Consider the following 14805-nt stretch of genomic DNA (forward strand, 5'->3'; position numbering starts at 1 on the left):
TGGTCGCGCTCGGGACGCGGATACGGCAGAATAGATTCCGTACCGATTGGTCCACAATCTTCCGGAGGAATTCATGCTCATCGCCGCCCAAATCGTCGCCACCGTCGCCGCCCTGCTGCACGTCGTCTTCTTCGTGTTCGAGAGCGTGCTGTGGATGCGGCCGTCCGTCTACGGACGATTCGGGATCGCCTCACACGAGGAAGCGGCAACGATCCGGTCGATGGCATACAACCAGGGCTTCTACAACCTCGCGCTCGCCGGCGGGGTACTCGTCGGTGTCGTGCTGCTCGCGCAGTCCGGATCCGCGTTCACTGCGGGCAAGACGGCCGTCATCTTCGGCACGGCCTGCATGTCGATCGCCGGGATCGTCCTCGCTTCGACGGGCCGCTCCTACCGACGTGCGGCCTCGCTCCAGTTCTTCCCCGCCGCCCTCGCACTCGTCCTGACGATCGCCGCCTGAGTTCGCTCGGCCGAGCGGGATCGGGCCGAGCTACTCGAGGCCGTCGTCTTCCAGCAGCTGGGTGATGGTGCGCAGGGTCTCCGGAGAAACGTCACCCAGGGTCCGCGCGGCGAAGGTGACCACGCGCTGGGCGCGGATCTTCTTCACGAAGGCGAGTTGGGCATCCACTCGTTCAGGGAGGTCGTCGTCAGACCCCAGGAGGTACGCGGGCGGAATCCGGAAGAACTCGGCGATTCCGGTCAGGAGTTCCACGTCCGTGACGAGCGGACCGGACCCCGCGATCATGTACGCCCACCGGGCGCGGGAGAGCGACAGGGACTTCTCCCGAAGGCCTTCGGCGATTTCACGGTAGGTGTGCGGGGTGTTCCCCTCTGCGACCACGACATCGAGGAGCAGATTGAGCTTGCGAGCGAGCTCAAGCTGTGGGCTCGACGGCTGGGCGGTCGATCGCGTCGTGCCGGTCACGTCGTCCATCTCCCTCGTCATCGGTTCGTCAGTCGTTGCGGTTCGCTTCGCGTCACGGGCAACGCCTCGGCAAGCGGGTCAGCCGGGAGGTGTCGTTCCGGTCGGCTGGGCGCAGTGTGGCGCTCCGCGGCATCGAGGACAGCCTGATCCGACTGAGATATGCCCTGAGGATACAGCAGCAGGCAATCCCGAACCTCGACGTACCGACGATAGAGCCGGGCTTCCGCGCCGCGCGCCAGCACGAGGCCGATCCTTGAGCCGTGGCGGTCGAGACTGAGCTCAGGCGATTCCGCGAGCAGACGTTCCCAGAGCGGGGCCAGCCGCCAGAGAAGCACGCGGACTCTGAGGGTTCGCTGAGCCGAGGCGAGACCGTCGACGACGGCAGTCAGGCCCAGGCCGATGGCCAGACTCACGGGCGCGATCAGCAAGGACGCGAAGTAGATGCCGCGTGACCAGGTCGCGAAGTCTGAATTGTGGTTGAGGTTGGCCATCACCGCATTCGCGAGGCTGACGGCCGCGTAGAGCAGGACTCCGCCGCAGCCGAGGATGACGAAGCCGAGCGAAAGCCGGGTCAGTCGCCGGCTTTGCCTGCGCCGGTCCGCAAGACACGCCGCGGCCACCGTGACGGAGAAGTAGGCGAGGGCGACCCAGGTCGTCGCCGCGTACAAGGTGTAATCCCAACGATCGAGAAAGACGATGTCCGGCAACAGCCGCCAATCGCTGCCGAAGAACAAGACGGCCTGGAGGACGATCACCGTGGCGGGGAAGAGCGCGGCCGTCGGCTTGATCCGCCGCTCACTGGGACGGACCGATGTCGCGGTCAGCACGAGTTCGTTGAGCAGCGTCACTGCGATGATCGCGGTGACGTGGAAGGCGAAGTACGTGACATTCACTCCGCCGAGGGCCGCGTCGAGGGTGTCGAAGACGATATCGGTCTGCAGGGTCATCGTGAGCGCGAAGACCGCAAGCGACCAGAAGAGCAGGCGTCGACGCCCGCGGAACGCCGACGGCAGGCAGAAGATGGCGCCGAGCCACAACAGCGCACTGACGGCACCGGCGATCATGGAGGCCATCAGAGCACCCGTCCGAACCCGGTTCGAGCGCCATGCCGGACCTCGGCACGGTCCTCGAGCATGGTCAGCGCCAGCCGGTCGCCGATCGCCTCGGCGAGTGCTTCCTGCTCATCCGTGAAATTGCTGCGCGCGAGGGCGCGCACGATGGCGTCGTACGGGATCAACGGCGCCAGCAGCGCGACGCGCTCAGCAGTCAGCAGTTCTTTGTTCTCGCTGAGGATCATGTGTCCGTACTCGTGGTTAATGAACTGCTGCCGGTGCACCTCGGAAGACGTCGGGGCGTAGTGGATCCGTTCGAAGCCCTCACCCTCGACCTCAAGCCAGAGTCCGCACACCCCGGATTCCATCATCCGGGCACTCGCCGCGCGGATGACGATCCGCTTGTGCCGCAGCCCTTCCATGTGCCGGTGGAGCAGCTCCGCGGTCAGCGGCCGTGGCAGATCGAGCGCCGCGACCAGTTCGCTGGCCCGCTGTCGACGTTCGTCGTGATCCATGGTGATTCCCCTATCCATGCCACATCAAGGTCGGCTCCGAAACCGCACATTGGACATGTCTAACGCCTGCTATGCTTGCCCTCGGTTGGACATGTCTAGGTTACAGTTCCGGGGGGAACGCCGTAACCGGCATGTCCGGACCAGGCACGACGCGAGTTCATGCGCGATAGCGGGGCATCGCCGTGCGCGTGGTGCGGAGTTGCCCACAGGCCTCCGCACCACGCAGCCCCTCGCCAGGCTGCCCCTCGCCAGGCGTCACCACGCAGCCCCTCGCCAGGCCGCCCGCGCGCCACACAAGTCACGCGCCGCGCTGCCGACTCGCCGCGCAGCCCCACCCTGCAGGCCTTCGACCGGGCCCGAGTGCGGTCCGCAACGATTGATGCCGCCGTCTCGATTCCTGCGACGCGATGCAGAATATGCCGCTGTGGTCTGACCACAACAGGTAGTATCGATCTCACGCCCCAACCACTAGATATGGTCTTTCGCCCGACTTACTGTCCCGCTCGATTGTCGTGGGGAGTATTAGTCAAGGAGACGGCAGCGCGTGTTGAAGATGGAAACCCCCGGCACCGGGACACTTACGGCTGGCAGCAGTCTCAGCACACTCATGGTGGCGAAACGCGACGGTCGCCGGCTCGCATTCGATGACGCACGAATCTACGCCGCGCTAGCCAAGAGCTTCACGGAAGTGAACGGTGAACTGACCCCGCTCACGCACCGGATTATCCGCGACCTGGTCGCCCGCGTCGACCGCGAGATAGCGTCCCGCTTCGCCGTGGACATCAAGATCTACGAGGTCCAGAACATCGTGGAACACGCCCTGCTGGACAGCAAGGAATACGACGCCGCCGAGGCGTACATCAATTACCGGATCCAGCGCGACTTCGCGCGCAGCAAGTCAACCGACATCAACCACTCGATTATCAAGCTGATCAGTAAAGACGAAACGGTCGTCAACGAGAACGCCAACAAGGACAGCGACGTCTTCAACACCCAGCGCGACCTGACCGCCGGAGCGGTGGGCAAGGCGATCGGGCTGAAGATGCTGCCGCCGCACGTGGCCAACGCCCACCAGAAGGGCGACCTGCACTACCACGACCTCGACTACCACCCCTATGCCCCGATGACGAACTGCTGCCTCATCGACTTCAAGACGATGCTCAGCACCGGCTTCCGGATCGGCAACGCCGACGTCGACCCGCCCCGCTCGATCCAGACGGCCACCGCTCAGATCTCGCAGATCATCGCGAACGTGTCGTCCAGCCAGTACGGCGGATGCTCGGGCAACCGCATCGACGAGGTGCTCGCCCCCTACGCGGAGAAGAACCTCCAGAAGCATCTGGCCGACGCCCGGACGTGGATCGCCGACGAGTCCCAGCACCAGCAGTTCGCGGAGGAGAAGACCCTCAAGGACACCTACGACGCGATGCAGAGCCTCGAATACGAGATCAACACCCTGTTCACGTCGAACGGGCAGACCCCGTTCACCTCGCTCGGCTTCGGCCTCGGCACCAGCTGGTTCGAGCGCGAGATCCAGAAGGCGATCCTGCAGATCCGTATTGAGGGACTCGGCCGGGAGAAGCGCACAGCGATCTTCCCGAAGCTGATCTTCACGGTCAAGCGCGGCCTCAACCTCGACCCGACCGACCCGAACTACGACATCAAGCAGCTCGCGCTCGAGTGTTCGACCAAGCGCATGTATCCGGACATCCTGAACTACGACAAGATCGTCGAGCTCACCGGTAGCTTCAAGGTGCCGATGGGCTGCCGGTCCTTCCTCCAGGGCTGGACAGACGAAGACGGCAACGACGTCTCAGAGGGCAGGATGAACCTCGGAGTCGTGACGCTCAACCTGCCGCGGATCGCCCTCGAGGCTGCCGGAAGCAAGGACAAGTTCTGGAGTATCCTCGCCGAGCGCGTGAGCATCGCCCGCGATGCCCTGCTCTTCCGGATCGAGCGCTGCAAGGAAGCGACCCCGGAGAACGCACCGATCCTCTACGTCTACGGCGCATTCGGTCAGCACCTGGAAGCCGGCCAGTCGGTCGACACCCTGTTCAAGGACAAGCGCGCCACGGTGTCGCTCGGCTACATCGGCCTCTACGAAGTGGCTGCGGCGTTCTATGGCGGAGCCTGGGAGTCCAACCCTGAAGCGAAGGACTTCACCGTCGACATCCTGCGCACGCTCCACGACCGCACCCAGGAATGGAGCGACGAGTACGGCTACCAGTTCAGCGTGTACTCGACCCCGAGCGAGAGCCTGACCGACCGGTTCTGCCGGCTCGACACCGCGAAGTTCGGCACGGTGGCCGACATCACCGACAAGGACTACTACACCAACAGCTTCCACTACGACGTGCGCAAGAGCCCGACGCCGTTCGAGAAGCTCGACTTCGAGAAGGACTACCCTCAGTTCGCGTCGGGCGGGTTCATCCACTACTGCGAATACCCGATCCTGCAGCAGAACCCCAAGGCCCTCGAGGCGGTCTGGGACTACTCCTACGACCGGATCGGCTACCTCGGCACCAACACCCCGATCGACCGTTGTTACGCCTGCGGTTTCTCCGGCGACTTCGACGCGACGGAACGCGGCTTCGAGTGCCCCGAGTGCGGCAATGCCGACCCGATGACCTGCGACGTCGTCAAGCGCACGTGCGGCTACCTCGGCAACCCGCAGGCTCGTCCGATGGTGCACGGCCGGCACATGGAGATCACGTCCCGGGTCAAGCACATGGCGGGCACCACGGGCGTCAGCGGGGCGGATGCCACGGCATCGGTCTCCGAGGATGCGTAACCCGCAGCCCGGCGAGTGGCTGTCGGAGAAACTGAGCCAGCGGTACGTCGGGGATTACAAGCCCTTCGTCTTCGTCGACGGCGAAGGCGTGCGGTGCAGCCTGTACCTGTCCGGGTGCCTCTTCGCCTGCGAGGGCTGTTTCAATGAAGCCACCTGGAGCTTCCGCTACGGCCAGGAATACAGCCAGGCGCTCGAAGACCAGATCCTCGCGGACCTCGGTCAGGAGTACGTCCAGGGTCTGACCCTGCTCGGCGGCGAACCCTTCCTCAACACCGGGGTGTGCCTCGGGTTGATCGATCGGGTCCGCCGGGAGTTCGGCTCGTCGAAGGACGTGTGGTCCTGGACCGGGTACACCTTCGAGGAGCTGCTGCTCGAGAGCCCGGACAAGCTGGCCATGCTCCGCGGAATCGACGTCCTGGTCGACGGCCGGTTCGAGCTCGCGCAACGCGACCTGAAACTGCAGTTCCGGGGCAGTAGCAACCAGCGGATCCTCGATGTCCCCGCTTCCCTGGCCGCCGGACAGGCGGTCCTGTGGGGCGGACTCCGGGACGCGACGAGCACCTTCGAACAGATCGAGAAGCGGCAGCTGATCTAGTCCAGGGGCCGGGGAACACAGCGTGCTCGCCACGACCGACCCCGGCAGCGGCCCGTCCTCAACAAAGTTTCTCTGACCGGGTTTTCCACAGGGCATGTGTGGGGTGGCGGATGCCGGTGAAATGTCGGTGGTGGTCCATAGAGTGCCCCCATGACAGTTGAAAAACCCTCAGAAACTCACCTGGACAGCACGGCGGAACCACCGCCAGGGACCCCTCCCAGGACCCCTGCCGACACCCCTCCGGACATCCCGCCCGACGTCCCGCCCGACGTCCCTCCCGACATCCCTCCCGACGTGCCTCCTGACGTCCCTCCCGACAGCTACCTCAACGCCCGCCACCTCGGCCTGGTGGAGCCGTCCCTCGCCGAAGTGTATGACGCGATCAAGGAGGCGGACCGGGAGATGAACCGGGCCGCCGCGAAACGGGCTGATGCGATCTATACCGCGCAGCGGGTACTGGCCGACGTCGGCCGGGCCCGGGCGGAGGCCGCGGTGCAGGCCGGTGGGCGGCGCCCGCCGTGGTCGCCGGAGGAGGCCACGAAGGAAGAGTTCACCTGCGAGGTCGGCGCCCTGCTCCGGCTGCCGCGGCGCACGACGGAGACCCTGATCGAAGCTAGCCGCACCCTGGCCGAGGAACTCCCTGCAACCCGGGAAGCCCTTGCAACCGGGGCGATCAGTTACCGGCACGCGCAGGTGATCATGGATCAGGCGTGGGGCATCACCGTCGACGGCGACCCGGTTGCGGCCGCCCGGGCCCGGGCCGTGTTCGAGGACGTCCTCGTGCCGGTCGCGGAGTTTCTGACCGTGGCTAAGCTCGCCGACCGGGCGCGGAGGGTCCGGGAACGCACGCACCCGGAGACCATCACCGCCCGGCACCAGAAAAGCGTCGAGGACCGACACCTGGTGTTCCAGGCCCTCAACGACAGCATGGCGTCCCTGTATGTGACCGGCGACGCGGAGAAGATCCAGGCCGCATACCACCGCACCCTCGACACCGCCCTCANATACCACCGCACCCTCGACACCGCCCTCACCCTGCAAGGCCCGGACGAAACCCGCACGCTGACCCAGCTCGCCGCGGACGTGCTCACCGACGTGTTGATCGGTGGGGTCACCCCGGACGGGACCGGTGCCGGGGTCGCCGCGCAGGTGAACGTCACCGTCCCGGTTCTCACTTTGCTGGGCAAGAGTGAGGAACCCGGGTATCTGGCCGGGTACGGGCCGATCGACCCCGACACCGCGAGGCGGCTCGCGGCCGGGGCGCCGAGTTTCACGCGGCTACTCACCCACCCGGAAACCGGGGTCGTGCTCTCCATGGGCCGCGACACCTACAAAGTCCCGGCCGCGCTCAAGAAGTGGCTGGAGGTGCGGGATGAAACCTGCACCTTCCCCGGCTGCCGCCGCTCCGCCAAACGCTCCGACGTGGACCACAGCGTCGAATGGCAACACGGCGGCCAAACCGACGCGATGAATCTCGCCCACCTCTGCCCGTATCACCACGCGGTGAAGAGCTACACCCGCTGGACACCACGACACCTCGGTGACGGTCGCATCGAATGGACTTCCCCGGCCGGATACCGCTACATCGTCGAACCCTCCGCCGACATGCGACCACCCCGGAAACCCCGACCGCAGCCCAGACCCCCGACCCCGGTCGTCGACGTCTGGAACCTCGACCCCGAACCCGAAGACCCCGACAACCCCGACGGCCCAAGCCCGTTTTAGTCAGCAGCGCAGCCGGAGAGGCGCCAGCTGGCTGATGCCTGCGGACGCCCCTGGGTGCGGTGATGCTGGGTGCAGCCCGACTTGGTACTGCGATGCTTGGCACTGCGCTGCTTGTACTGCGCTGCTTGACGATCCCTACTTGGTACTGCGCTACCTAGTTGATACTGCGCTACTTGGTCGGGGTTGCGCTCGTGCTCTCACCGATGATGCCGTGTTCCCAGCGGCCCTCGTCGAGGTCGTTGGCGATCCTGCGGTACTTGTCGTCGGACACGTTGTAGATGAAGTAGATGATGATGGCGGCGATGGCCAGCGCGAGGGCCGGATACAGCGTCATGACCGCCTTGATACCTTCGAGCGTCTCGCCCGACTGGCTGGTGGCCTTGGCCACATACCCCGTGACGGCAAGCATGCCGGCGCCGACGACAGCGGCGAGGGACTGGGCGAGCTTGCGCGAGAAGCTGAAGGCTGCGTAGGTCATGCCTTCCTTGCGCACCCCGGTGTGCCATTCGCCGTAGTCGATCGTGTCGGAGACGAAGGCCCAGGTGATGCCGTTCGGGATGGCCAGGGCGGCGTAACCGATGGTGACGAGGATCATGAACGTCCACAGGTTGGTCGGGATGATGAAGTTGAGGCCGTTGGCGACGATCGCGATGATAAAGCTGCCCATCACCGTGCGCTTCTTACCGAAGCGCATGACGAGCTTCGGGATGAACATGATGCCCACGATCGAGGCGCCGATCATGACGAGGTTCAGGACGGCCTGGAGGGCGATGTTGCCGAGGTTGTACTGGGCGAAGAAGATCATCATCATGTTGTTGACGTTCATCGAGGAGATCGTGAAGAGCGACATCAGCACAAGCCCGAGCAGCGGGCGGTTGGTGAGCACGGCGCGTGCGTAGTCCTTGATGCCGTTCTTGCTCGAGCTGGCCGCGCGGTTGATGACGACGTTCTCTTTGGTGCCGCGGTAGCAGAGCACGAAGGAAACCATGCCGAGGAGTGCCATCGCGAGGGAAGCCCACATGTAATTCTCCGCGGTCATCCCACCGAGCATCATCATGATCGGGATGAAGGCGAATCCGCAGATCCACTGAGCACCGAGCGAACCGGCCTGGCGAGAGGTGGCCAGCTGAGCGCGCTCCTTGATGTTGCGGGTCATCACGGAGGCGAGCGATCCGTACGGGCCGTTGACGAACGAGTAGACGCCGCCCCAGATCGCGTACGAGCCCGCGGCGAAGGCGATCTTCCAACCCATTTCCACATCGGGCATGGTGAAGGTGACGACGGTCATGATCGCGAGGAGGAACGCGCTGACCATCATCACCGGGCGGAACTTGCCCCGCTTCCCGATCTTCCGGCTGTCGATGAAGATCGCTGCGAGCGGGTCCATGACGGCGTCGAAGAGTTTCACAAGCACGAAGATCAAGGCGACGACCGCCGGGCCGATGCCCGCGGTGTCGATCCAGAACTTGGTCAGGTACGCCTGGCCCAGGTCGAACATGAACCCGTTGCCCAGGTCGCCGAAGCCATAGGCGACTTTCTCCTTGGCATTGAGCCGGGCCTCGGAACCGAAGATGGCCGGGGTGGGCTCCGCATCGGAGACAACTTCCGCGTTCTCTTGGATAGTCATGGTCGCTTTCCTCTTTCCACTCTGAGCGTCATTGCTGATTTGTGGGGAGTGTCCGCGTGGCGGAACATGCTTCCATCAGTCGCTACCATACTAGTGGAACGTTTCAAACAATCACAAGCACCGTCTGTCTTCGACCGGGCACACCGAAACGGGGACATTCCGCCATACGGAATGCCGTTCTGAAATTTGAACACGTCGAGACCAGAAAAAAGGGGGCCGCGGCCAGATGGCCACGACCCCCAAGAGACGGAGAAATGCTAGGCGGCCGCGCCCGCCGACAACGCATCGATGGCCGCAGCCAGGTCGGCCTTGTTGTAGCTGGCGCCGGGATTGGTCGAAATGTGGGAGTAGCGGACCGTGCCCTCTTTGTCGAGCAGAACGCCGCCGGACTGCTGGATAGCGCCGAAGACTTTGCGGAGCAATCCCGCTTCGGCGTGGGCCGTTCCACCCCTGCCGATCACGACGGGAAACGGCACACCGCGCTTCGTCTTCCACGCGGTCGCCGAGGCCTCGTCTTCCGGCACAGCCACGATGACCTGAACTCCCGCGGCCGCCAGCTCATCCTGCTGCGTGGTGAGGGTACGAACCGCGGAGTTGCACTGAGCGCAGGACAGTGCGCGCATGAAGTAGACGAAGACGTTCGAGGTTCCGCGGTAGTCGGTGAGGTCCAGGTCTCCCCCGCCGACCTCCCGAAGCTGCAAGTTCAGGGTGGAGCCGATTTCGAGTGGCATGTGATTCCTCCGGTTGGGTCGTGCTCGGATGCTGGGTGCTGGGACAGTGGGTGACGTGTGGCGGGACAGTGGATGACGGAACGGTGGATCCCGGATGGTGGACGCCCGGCCAGAGGTGGCACGACCGCCCGCTGACAAACGCAGCTAGCGCGTGAGCTCGCTTCGCGACGACGAGCGCAGGGCATCGGTGAGGTCGGACATACCCGAGGTGATGCCGTGCAGACTCCCCAGCAGGTCGCGCAGTTCCTCGACCGTCGTGATCCCGTAGGCAGGATCCAGGCAGCGTACGACCGAGGTGACCCGGTCGTGCAGGAGCCGGCCCTCGGGGGCCAGCGCCACGATCACCGTGCGCTCGTCACCCTTCCGGCGTTCCCGGGTCAGGATCTGGCGCGCCTCGAGCCGCTGCAGGAGCGGGGACAGGGTGCCCGAGTCGAGGAACATGGCGCTCGCGAGCGCACTCACCGAGGACTCGCCCTCGGACGCCAGCACGACGAGCACCAGGAACTGGGGGTAGGTGAGGTCCTCGTCGGCCAGCACGGCACGGTACGCCTGGGTCACGGCGCGGGAGGCCGCGTACAGGGCGAAGCACGGCATCTCGCTCAGCGGACTGGTCATCTCATAACCTTGGCACACAAAGCCTTTGTGCACAACACGTGAGCCAACTGCCGGCGGCGGGCCGGGGCCGGCGAGGTCAGAGGGTGACGGCCACACGGGCCACGGGAATCTTCTCGCCCGCCTCGACGGCGAAGGGAAGCCGGTTCTCCGCGGGCGGAAGCGGGCAGGTCGCGTAGTCGGTATACGCGCACGGCAGGTTGACGGCGCGGGTGAAGTCAAGGGTTGTGAGCCCCTCAGCGTCAGGAGCGGCGACCGTCAGCGCCCGGTTCGCGGCGTAGGTCGTGACGCCGCTCGTCGCATCCGTGAAGAGCACCAGGAAGGAGCCCGGGGTGTGGCCGTTGAACGCGGTCAGGCGGTAGGGCTTGCCATCGCGGGCGAATTCGAGTTGACCGGGCGCGGAGTAGACATGCTGCAGTCCTTCGACCGCGGCACCGACCGTGACGTCTCGCGGCGGATCGAAGGGCAGGAAGCGCGCCTCGACGCGCCAGCCCGGGTTCGGCAGGTACGTCGGAGTGCCGGAGTATGCAGCACGGAACGCGGTGTCCGGGTGCCGCGGGCGCACGATCAGCTCGCCGCCGCGCCGGGCGATCTCGATGACCGCGTCACCGGCCCGCGCGTTCACGCCGTCGCGTTCGGCGATCGCGCCGAACGAGTGCCGGCCCGACAGCGCGACGCCGTCGACGCTCAGCTGTTCATCCGCGGAGAGTTCAACGACCGGGCCGACCTCGTCGACGGACCAGGCGCCGGGCGCGTCCTCGAAGCGCGCCGGCTCGGTCGTCAGGAAGTGCAGGCCCGTGACGGCCAGGAAACCGTCCGCCGCCGCGCGCTGGGTCTCGTGCGTGGCATGCCAGTCCTCCCAGTCCGAAACGAAGCCTGCGGGATCGATGGTCGGGGAAATCGTGTCTGTCGTCATGCCCCTGAGGCTAGTTTCGATGTGCCCGTGGACGAGCGGATATCGACACGAACGGTCATGTGCGCAACATGCGTTCATCCCGCTTGCGCCCTGCTCTCGCAACCGCAATCATCCGTTCGATCGACTCTCGGCCGGACGGGCGGGTGCCGGGGCGGCTCACGACAAAGCCCCCTTCATCCCGGTCACGCGTGGGATGGAGGAGGCTTCGGTCGTTCCCGTTACTCGGCCAGGCTTTCACCGGATCCGTTGCGGAGGAACAGGGTGGCACCTGCCGCGATGACGGTGACCACCAGGGTGGTGATGCCGATCACGATCGGGATGTTGCTGGTTCCGGGAGGGGCCATCAGCGTGAAGATCGCCGGCGCGAACGCGGCAAGCATCAGGCCGACGTTCTGCGAGACGGCGAAGCCGGTGACGCGCAGCCGGGTGGGGAACTGTTCCTGGTAGGCCGTGGCGAACGTGGCATTCCACATCTGGAAGAAGATCGACATGGCGAGCACGCCGAGGATCAGCACCAGGGCGAAGTTCTTCTCCTGCACCGCGAAGAGGAACGGGATCGAGGTGAGACCGCCGCCGAGGGCGCCGGTGATCATGAGCGCCTTCCTGCCGAAGACGTCCGACAGCTTCCCGAACAGCGGGATCGTCAGGGCAGAGGCAGAGTTGATGATGAGGATGATCCAGAGGAACTCACTCGTCGTGAAGCCGACTCCGTAACTCTCCTGCTTGCCGTAGGTGACACCGAAAACCAGGGTCGCCGTGCCGATCACGTTGGCCAGGGTGCTGATCACGCAGATGAGGAGCATGCGCGGGTAGCGACGGAACAGTTCGATCGCCGGGGTCTTGAACTCCTTGACCTGGGACTGCTTCAGGTAGGCGGGCGGCTCTTCGATATTGCGGCGGATCAGGTAGCCGGCGAGGATGACGACCGCGCTCAGCAGGAACGGAATCCTCCAGCCCCAGGTCTGGAAGGCCTCGGCGGGAAGCGCGGATGCGAGCGGGAGCATGAACGCGAGGGCGAGGATGCTGCCGATCTGGGACCCCTGGAGGCTGAAGCTTGCGAAGAAGCCGCGCTTCGAGTCGGGCGAGTGTTCGACGATGAGGGCGTTCGAGGCACCCAGCTCCCCGGCGACGGCGAAGCCCTGGACGAGCCGGAGCACCACCAGCAGGATCGGCGCGAGGATGCCGACCTGGGAGTAGGTCGGCAGGACGCCGACGAGGAGCGTGGCCAGGCCCATCATCATCATCGCGATGACGAGCACGTGCTTCCTGCCGTGGCGGTCGGCCAGGTTGCCCAGGACGATGGCGCCGATCGGCCGCGCCACATAACCGACACCGTACGTGGCCAGAGAGGCGACGATGGCGACGGCCGGGCTCGAGGTGGGGAAGAACACCGTGGGGAACACCAGCGCGGCGGCCTGGGAGTACAGCGTGAAGTCGTAGTACTCCAGTGCGCTCCCGATCCACCCGCTGAAGGCGGCGCGCTTGAGATTGCGAGATGAAACCTGTTTGTCGTTGGACGGCGTCTTGAGTGACGTTGCCGTGCTTCCGGTCATGACTAACCCTGATCTTCCTAAACTAAGTGGATCTGCTTTGATCGCTTTCGAAAGAAGTACTGTCATCGTGCGCTCGCCGGGCTGAAACCCCTATTCGGGCGCGGGCCCACGCACAACTTTGTGGTGACCGCGTCGGAATTCGGGCGCGAGAGACTTACGTCTCGGTACTTTCCTTGGATAGACGTCTAGTTCGAATTGTGAAGTTGGTACAGCAGTGCGCTCGCCGGTCAGGCGAGTGACGCGAGGATGTAGTCGCGCACCTCCCCCGGTTCGGCGTTCGCGGTGAAGTACTCCGTGAAGTTCTCGGTGGCGATGGTCTCCTTCAGGAAGTCCTGATCGATTTCCTGGAGGACCTGGATGAGGGGCTTGTACACGACGGCCTTCATCTCAGTGAGGATGCGGGCATTGCGCTGCTCGGGGACCACTCGGTCCTTGGGGTACCCGCCGCCCATCGGCTCGGCGAACAGGCGCTCGAAGATGAGCGTGAGGTTGAGCTCTGCTCCCCAGCCGAAGCCCTTCGCATAGGGGATGGAGAGCGCGTTGCCACCGTTGATCTGGGAGAAGAGATAGGCATCCGTAGGTTCGATCGCGAGGCCGCAGACCACGCCGGGGAAGCTGTTGCAAGCCAGCATCGCCCCCACTCCGGTGCCGCACCCGGTGACGACGAAGTCCACGGCCTTCGTGCCCAGCAGGATCGAGGCGAGGAGACCGTTCTGCACGTAGGTCAGCTGGCTCTCGCCCGCCACACCGGTCATTCCGTAGTTAAAGGACTCGTAGCCTTTCTCGTCGGCCACGTCCGCGAGCGCCTTGTAGATGACGGCGTTCTTGGAGGCCTGGGAGTTCTCGTTTATCAAAGCAATCTTCATTGGTTCTTCGACCTTCTTCATTGATGGAGTTCACGAGCTGGTGCGGGCGGTCCCGCGTTACTGAGGGGTCTTGCCGATGTAGGCGAGGATGCCGCCGTCGACGTAGAGGACCAGTCCGTTGACGAAATTGCTCGCGTCGGAGGCCAGGAACACTGCGGGGCCGCAGAGGTCGTTCGGTGTGCCCCAGCGCGCGGCCGGGGTCCTCGCGATGATGAACTGATCGAACGGATGCCGGGAGCCGTCGTCCTGAAGCTCACGGAGCGGGGCCGTCTGCGGCGTCGCGATGTAGCCCGGGCCGATGGCGTTGCACTGGATGTTGGCCTCGGCGAATTCCGAGCAGATGTTGCGCGTGAGCATCTTCAGGCCGCCCTTGGCTGCGGCATATGCCGACACCGTTTCGCGCCCGAGCTCCGACATCATCGAGCACATGTTGATGATCTTGCCGTGACCCTTCTTGATCATTCCCGGCAGCACGGCCTTGGCGACGATGAACGGACCGTTCAGGTCCACGTCGATCACCTGGCGGAAGTCGGCGACGCTCATCTCGAGCATCGGGACACGCTTGATGATGCCGGCGTTGTTGACGAGGATGTCGATGGAACCGACCTCCTGCTCGATCTGTTTCACCATCGCGACGATCGCGTCTTCGTCCGTGACGTCGGCCACATACCCGTGGGCCTCGATCCCGGCCTCCTGGTATGCCGCGAGTCCCCGGTCCACCGCGGCCTGGTCGCGATCGTTGAAGGCGATCCGGGCGCCGGCGGCGGCGTACGCCGAGGCGATGGCGAGCCCGATGCCGTAGCTGGCTCCGGTGATCAGGGCGACTTTGCCGTTCAGGGAGAAGCTCCCCATGTCGAATTTTTCGGTCATGTTCTTACTCTTTTCGTGAAAGGCGCG

The 14805-nt window shown here is 64.9% G+C and carries 14 protein-coding genes; 4 read left to right on the plus strand and 10 right to left on the minus strand.

The window, feature by feature from the left end; translation table 11 throughout:
* Positions 1 to 46: 46 nt before the first annotated feature.
* Positions 47 to 460 carry a DUF1304 domain-containing protein gene (locus tag E3O44_RS15250; RefSeq protein WP_241976365.1) on the plus strand — a complete coding sequence of 138 codons (414 nt, stop codon included), beginning with the start codon at positions 47 to 49 and terminating at the stop codon, positions 458 to 460.
* 30 nt (positions 461 to 490) lie between these two features.
* Here the strand turns inward: E3O44_RS15250 and E3O44_RS15255 are convergent, their stop codons facing one another.
* From E3O44_RS15255 to E3O44_RS15265, 3 genes are read right to left on the minus strand one after another with little or no spacing between them, the layout of a single operon-like run.
* Entirely contained in the window at positions 491 to 946 is a 456-nt protein-coding gene (locus E3O44_RS15255; protein ID WP_241976366.1) for a hypothetical protein, read from the minus strand.
* Positions 943 to 1998 carry an MAB_1171c family putative transporter gene (locus tag E3O44_RS15260; RefSeq protein WP_134535634.1) on the minus strand — a complete coding sequence of 352 codons (1056 nt, stop codon included), beginning with the start codon at positions 1996 to 1998 and terminating at the stop codon, positions 943 to 945. Before E3O44_RS15260 ends, E3O44_RS15255 begins: the two co-directional genes overlap by 4 nt.
* Positions 1998 to 2492: a hypothetical protein gene (locus E3O44_RS15265; RefSeq protein ID WP_134535635.1), complete on the minus strand. Its 495-nt coding sequence runs from the start codon at positions 2490 to 2492 to the stop codon at positions 1998 to 2000. The genes E3O44_RS15260 and E3O44_RS15265 overlap by 1 nt, the downstream gene beginning before the upstream one ends.
* A 553-nt stretch (positions 2493 to 3045) precedes the next feature.
* Here E3O44_RS15265 and nrdD point away from each other — a divergent pair.
* The 3 genes from nrdD (at position 3046) to E3O44_RS15280 (ending at position 7603) form a co-directional block, all read left to right on the plus strand.
* The gene (gene nrdD, locus E3O44_RS15270; RefSeq protein WP_134535689.1) at positions 3046 to 5283 is read left to right on the plus strand and encodes an anaerobic ribonucleoside-triphosphate reductase; all 2238 of its coding nucleotides are present in this window, start codon (positions 3046 to 3048) and stop codon (positions 5281 to 5283) included.
* Entirely contained in the window at positions 5276 to 5878 is a 603-nt protein-coding gene (gene nrdG, locus E3O44_RS15275; RefSeq protein WP_134535636.1) for an anaerobic ribonucleoside-triphosphate reductase activating protein, read from the plus strand. The genes nrdD and nrdG overlap by 8 nt, the downstream gene beginning before the upstream one ends.
* Before the next feature lie 402 nt (positions 5879 to 6280).
* Positions 6281 to 7603, plus strand: a complete 1323-nt coding sequence (locus tag E3O44_RS15280; protein WP_478213357.1) for an HNH endonuclease signature motif containing protein — start codon at positions 6281 to 6283, stop codon at positions 7601 to 7603.
* A 169-nt stretch (positions 7604 to 7772) separates the two neighbouring features.
* Here E3O44_RS15280 and E3O44_RS15285 read toward each other — a convergent pair whose 3' ends face one another.
* The 7 genes from E3O44_RS15285 to E3O44_RS15315 all read right to left on the minus strand — a co-directional run bounded on the left by E3O44_RS15285 (position 7773) and on the right by E3O44_RS15315 (position 14778).
* Complete coding sequence (locus E3O44_RS15285; protein WP_134535638.1) at positions 7773 to 9230, minus strand: glycoside-pentoside-hexuronide (GPH):cation symporter; 1458 nt, start codon at positions 9228 to 9230, stop codon at positions 7773 to 7775.
* Positions 9231 to 9487: 257 nt separating this feature from the next.
* The gene (locus tag E3O44_RS15290) at positions 9488 to 9961 is read right to left on the minus strand and encodes a peroxiredoxin family protein (protein ID WP_134535639.1); all 474 of its coding nucleotides are present in this window, start codon (positions 9959 to 9961) and stop codon (positions 9488 to 9490) included.
* 144 nt (positions 9962 to 10105) lie between these two features.
* Positions 10106 to 10576, minus strand: coding sequence for a MarR family winged helix-turn-helix transcriptional regulator (locus E3O44_RS19815; protein ID WP_134535640.1), 471 nt, complete (start codon positions 10574 to 10576; stop codon positions 10106 to 10108).
* Positions 10577 to 10652: 76 nt separating this feature from the next.
* Positions 10653 to 11489 (minus strand): DUF1684 domain-containing protein, encoded by an 837-nt coding sequence (locus tag E3O44_RS15300; protein WP_134535641.1) that lies wholly within the window; start codon positions 11487 to 11489, stop codon positions 10653 to 10655.
* Positions 11490 to 11707: 218 nt separating this feature from the next.
* Complete coding sequence (locus E3O44_RS15305; RefSeq protein WP_134535642.1) at positions 11708 to 13042, minus strand: MFS transporter; 1335 nt, start codon at positions 13040 to 13042, stop codon at positions 11708 to 11710.
* Positions 13043 to 13269: 227 nt separating this feature from the next.
* On the minus strand, positions 13270 to 13908 hold the full coding sequence (locus E3O44_RS15310) for an RpiB/LacA/LacB family sugar-phosphate isomerase (RefSeq protein ID WP_134535643.1): 639 nt from the start codon (positions 13906 to 13908) through the stop codon (positions 13270 to 13272).
* A 57-nt stretch (positions 13909 to 13965) separates the two neighbouring features.
* Entirely contained in the window at positions 13966 to 14778 is an 813-nt protein-coding gene (locus tag E3O44_RS15315; RefSeq protein ID WP_134535644.1) for a gluconate 5-dehydrogenase, read from the minus strand.
* Between the last annotated feature and the right edge of the window lie 27 nt (positions 14779 to 14805).

The organism is Cryobacterium algoricola, assembly GCF_004402485.1.
Lineage (GTDB): Bacteria > Actinomycetota > Actinomycetes > Actinomycetales > Microbacteriaceae > Cryobacterium > Cryobacterium algoricola.